This is a genomic window from Metaclostridioides mangenotii (assembly GCF_018917235.1).
GTDB lineage: Bacteria > Bacillota > Clostridia > Peptostreptococcales > Peptostreptococcaceae > Metaclostridioides.
In genome coordinates this window covers 1-640 of sequence record NZ_JAHLOF010000023.1, presented here as the reverse complement: position 1 = coordinate 640, position 640 = coordinate 1, and the positions used below count along the sequence as shown (strand labels likewise).

Genomic DNA, 640 nt, shown 5'->3' with positions numbered 1-640 from the left:
GCGGTAACAGGGGTTCGATTCCCCTACGGGTCACCAATTAAATATGCGGGTGTAGCTCAATGGTAGAGTTCCGGCCTTCCAAGCCGGCTGTGAGGGTTCGATCCCCTTCACCCGCTCCAAAACGTGGGATTATAGCTCAGCTGGGAGAGCACCTGCCTTACAAGCAGGGGGTCACAGGTTCGAGCCCTGTTAATCCCACCAATTACGCGGCCTGGTAGTTCAGTTGGTTAGAATGCCAGCCTGTCACGCTGGAGGTCGAGGGTTCGAGCCCCTTCCAGGTCGCCAAATTAATTGTCGCTAAATTAATAAGGATTAATAATTAATTTAATAACTAAATAATATGTAATGCATTTTAAATTTTGTGCTGGTGTGGCTCAACGGTAGAGCAGCTGACTTGTAATCAGCAGGTTGTAGGTTCGATTCCTATCACCAGCTCCACAAAACATGGAGGATTTCCCGAGTTGGCCAAAGGGGGCAGACTGTAAATCTGTTAGCATCGCTTTCGGTGGTTCGAATCCACCATCCTCCACCAAGTAAATAAAATGCGGATGTGGCGGAATTGGCAGACGCACTAGACTTAGGATCTAGCGCCTTTGGCGTGGGGGTTCGACTCCCTTCATCCGCACCATTTTATTTATAT

The 640-nt window shown here is 48.8% G+C and carries 6 tRNA genes; all 6 read left to right on the top strand.

The features are described 5' to 3' along the window. Positions 1–45 precede the first annotated feature (45 nt). The 6 genes from KQI18_RS14035 to KQI18_RS14010 all read left to right on the top strand — a co-directional run bounded on the left by KQI18_RS14035 (position 46) and on the right by KQI18_RS14010 (position 628). Positions 46–119: transfer RNA gene (locus KQI18_RS14035), tRNA-Gly, on the top strand. 6 nt (positions 120–125) lie between these two features. Continuing rightward, positions 126–201, top strand: a tRNA-Val gene (locus KQI18_RS14030). A 7-nt stretch (positions 202–208) separates the two neighbouring features. Beyond that, a tRNA-Asp gene (locus tag KQI18_RS14025) sits at positions 209–285 on the top strand. 78 nt (positions 286–363) lie between these two features. Beyond that, a tRNA-Thr gene (locus KQI18_RS14020) sits at positions 364–438 on the top strand. An 8-nt stretch (positions 439–446) separates the two neighbouring features. Then, a tRNA-Tyr gene (locus KQI18_RS14015) sits at positions 447–532 on the top strand. Positions 533–544: 12 nt separating this feature from the next. Continuing rightward, positions 545–628, top strand: a tRNA-Leu gene (locus KQI18_RS14010). The last annotated feature ends 12 nt before the right edge of the window (positions 629–640 follow it).